Here is a 3,089-nt window from a genome sequence, read left to right as displayed (position 1 = left end):
CGGGTGGATTATGGTCCAACCAAGTGCAACACAGCAACTCATCCTCTGGGTCGGTACCCTAGGGATGGCGCTCGGCACCATCGCGTTCATCGCGATGGGGTGGGGTGAAGAGGACGAAGAAATGCAGGAGTTCTACATCATAACGACGTTCATCACGGCCATCGCGTTCTCGTCGTACTTCAGCATGGCCACGGGCTTCGGGCTCATCGAAGTGAGCGTCAGCGGCGTTGCAGAGCCGCTGGAGATCTACTGGGCTCGGTACGCTGACTGGCTGTTCACGACGCCGCTGCTGCTGCTCGACCTCGCGCTGCTGGCCGGGGCCGACCGTAACACCATCGCGACGCTCATCGGTCTGGACGCCGCGATGATCATCACCGGCCTCGTGGGTGCCATCGCAACCGAAGGCGCCGCCTCGCGGATCGCGTGGTGGGGCATCAGCACTGGCTTCTTCGTCGTGCTGCTGTACTTCCTCGTGTCCTCGCTGAGCGGTCAGGCTGCTCGACAGTCCGGCGACGTTGCGTCGACGTTCTCGACGTTGCGGAATCTCGTCGTCGTACTCTGGACGGCATACCCGATTGTGTGGATAATCGGCACGGAGTCGACCCTCGGCATCATCGGCCTGACGACGGAGACGGCACTGTTCGCCGTCCTCGACCTGGCCGCGAAGGTCGGCTTCGGCTTCATCCTGCTGCGCAGCCGGAACGTGCTGGAGCAGGCCACCGGCGCTGCACAGGCGGCCGACTAACAACGACCTGCGGTGCGGTTCGACCGTTTTTTACTTCTTTCACTGCCAGAAGCCGTATGGCCGCGCTGAGCTACCTCGGGTTCCACCTCGTCTTCTTGGCCCCGCTACTGTTTGTGCTGGTGGTGGCGGTGTCGATCCGCCGACTCCGGCTCCCGCGGGCCCGCGTCCAGTGGGCGGGGATTGTCCTACTTGCGGGCGTCGCGCTCACCTACACGGTGCCCTGGGAGGTGCTACTCATCGGCCGCGGCGTATGGGGGTACGGTGAGGGGGTCGTCCGCGCCCGCCTGTGGAATATCCCCGTCGAGGAACTGCTGTTCATCCTCGTCCAGCCGTTCATCACCGCGCTGTGGCTCTACCAGTACGTCGAACCCGCCGACCGCCCGCTGACCATCCCGGTTCGCGACCGGCTGCTCGGCGCCCTCGCGGGCCTGACCGTCTGCGGCACTGGCCTCGCGCTGTATTTCGCCGGCGGCACCACGACGTATCTGGGCGCGCTGCTCGCGTGGGCAGGCCCCGTCTTCACGATCCAGTGGGCGTTCGGCTGGCCGTACCTGCTCGAGCGCTGGCGGACCGTCACGGTCGGCGTCGGCCTCCCGACGGTGTATCTGTGTGCAGCCGACCGGATCGCCATCAGTCTGGGCATCTGGGAGCTGTCGCCCACCTACACGACCGGGCTTACGCTCGGCGGGCTCCCGATCGAGGAGGCGCTGTTCTTCCTGTGCACGAACCTCTTCGTCGTGCAGGGACTCGTCATGTGGTTGTGGCTGACCGAGCGGCTCGGGATCGACACGCCCGCCCCCGCGGCGGTGCCCACCGAGCCGTGAGCGTCTCACTCCTCCCTCCGGCGCCGGCCAGACAGACCGTCCGCCGGCTGGCGCTTGCCCCCGGCTGGCTGGCCTGTGGCCTGCTCGTCGTCGTCTTCGCGTTCGACCCTGCGGTGCCGCGCTGGCTCCAGTATCTCCCCCTCGTGGCGTCGACGGTGCTCGTGGGCCTCCCGCACGGCGCTATCGATCATCTCGTCCCCGGCCGACTCGACGGCGCCGGGCCGACCGCTCGCTCGCTGGCGACCGTCGGTCTGCTGTACGCCGTACTCGGTGGGCTCTACGCCGGCGCCTGGTTCGTCGCACCCGCCGCCTGTTTTGCCACGTTCATCCTGCTCACGCTCGCCCACTGGGGACAGGGCGACGTCCACGCGCTCGTCGCGCTGGCGGGCGGCGACCACCTCCGGACACGCCCCCAGCGACTGCTCGCGGCGATCGTCCGCGGCTGTTTCCCGATGCTGGTCCCGCTGGTGGCGTTCCCGGCTGCCTACGAACGGGTCGCCCGCGCGCTCGTGGCGCCGTTCGCCGGCGCCATCGGCCCGCTGGCCGTCGCCTTCACACCGACCGCCCGGGCCGTCGTGGCCGGCGGGGTCGCAACGCTCGTCGCCGTCCATCTGGCGGTTGGCTACCTGCGGCGGGCCGACGGCGCGGGCTGGCGCCGAGATGCTGGCGAGACACTGCTCCTGGCGGCGTACTTCGCGACGGTGCCGCCGATTCTCGCCGTCGGGCTCTACTTCTGTCTGTGGCACGCCCTCCGGCATGTCGTCCGACTGGCACTGCTCGACCCGCCCGCCGTTGACGCGCTCGTGGCCGGCGACCCGTGGGCCGCACTGGGTCGGTTCGGCCGCCAGGCCGCCCCGCTCACGGCCGCCTCGCTCGCGCTGCTGGGCGGCCTGTATGTCGCCGTCCCGCAGCCCCCGACAGACGTGGCCGGGTTTGTCGGGCTGTATCTCGTTTTGATTGCGGCGCTGACGCTCCCGCACGTCGTCGTGGTGGCGTGGATGGACCGCGCCCAGGGACTGTGGTCGCCCGCCGTGTGATAGAGATACGAGCGCATACCCCCGCCTTCCCGTGAGCGACGAGTGGTCCGACGCGCTGTCGGAACCGAGGAGCGAACAGGCGGGGGGTGAGCGGACACTCTTGCCGAGAAACCGTCGTACTGTGGCCGAACTGGATGACCAACCGACTGTGTTTATTGTGGTCCGACGTATCACAGCCTGTTACGGAATCGGTGAGATGCCGGCCCCAACAGACAACGGGCGGTGATACGGCAATGACACGGATTCCGATGGGGCCTGCGTGACCGGGCCACAGTCCTACAGTGAGGAAGAAAACGAGAGTGTCGCCGGTATGCTGCCGGGTCCCTCTGAGTGCGGGTTGGAACCGGAACGGGCTGTTTCGGCAGGCTGGTCATCCGGTGGCCGGATGCCACGGCCTTCAGGCCGTGGAGGAGGTCACTATTCGTCGTCGTCGAACTCGAGGGCAGCGGAGTTGATGCAGAACCGCTTGCCTGTCGGCTCGGG

Annotated in this window: 3 protein-coding genes; all 3 read left to right on the top strand. The window is 67.9% G+C overall.

The genetic code is table 11. The features are described 5' to 3' along the window. Positions 1 to 64: 64 nt before the first annotated feature. Genes ABEJ63_RS02290 through ABEJ63_RS02280 form a run of 3 tightly spaced genes read left to right on the top strand, consistent with a single transcriptional unit; the run spans position 65 to position 2,606 of the window. On the top strand, positions 65 to 745 hold the full coding sequence (locus ABEJ63_RS02290; RefSeq protein ID WP_375794772.1) for a bacteriorhodopsin: 681 nt from the start codon (positions 65 to 67) through the stop codon (positions 743 to 745). A gap of 56 nt (positions 746 to 801) precedes the next feature. Further along, a complete protein-coding gene (locus tag ABEJ63_RS02285) occupies positions 802 to 1,569 on the top strand; it encodes a lycopene cyclase domain-containing protein (protein ID WP_375794729.1) in 768 nt (255 codons plus the stop codon). Next, positions 1,566 to 2,606 (top strand): Brp/Blh family beta-carotene 15,15'-dioxygenase, encoded by a 1,041-nt coding sequence (locus tag ABEJ63_RS02280; RefSeq protein WP_375794728.1) that lies wholly within the window; start codon positions 1,566 to 1,568, stop codon positions 2,604 to 2,606. Before ABEJ63_RS02285 ends, ABEJ63_RS02280 begins: the two co-directional genes overlap by 4 nt. Positions 2,607 to 3,089 lie beyond the last annotated feature (483 nt).

The sequence above is a fragment of the Halosegnis sp. genome, assembly GCF_042216475.1.
Lineage (GTDB): Archaea > Halobacteriota > Halobacteria > Halobacteriales > Haloarculaceae > Halosegnis.
This window is presented reverse-complemented; position numbering and strand designations above follow the sequence as displayed.

What these genes read in the sequence shown, in the direction of transcription:
- ABEJ63_RS02290 (WP_375794772.1), top strand. Translation starts at nt 65, where the DNA reads ATGGCGCTCGGCACCATCGCGTTCATCGCGATGGGGTGGGGTGAAGAG.
- ABEJ63_RS02285 (WP_375794729.1), top strand. Translation starts at nt 802, where the DNA reads ATGGCCGCGCTGAGCTACCTCGGGTTCCACCTCGTCTTCTTGGCCCCG.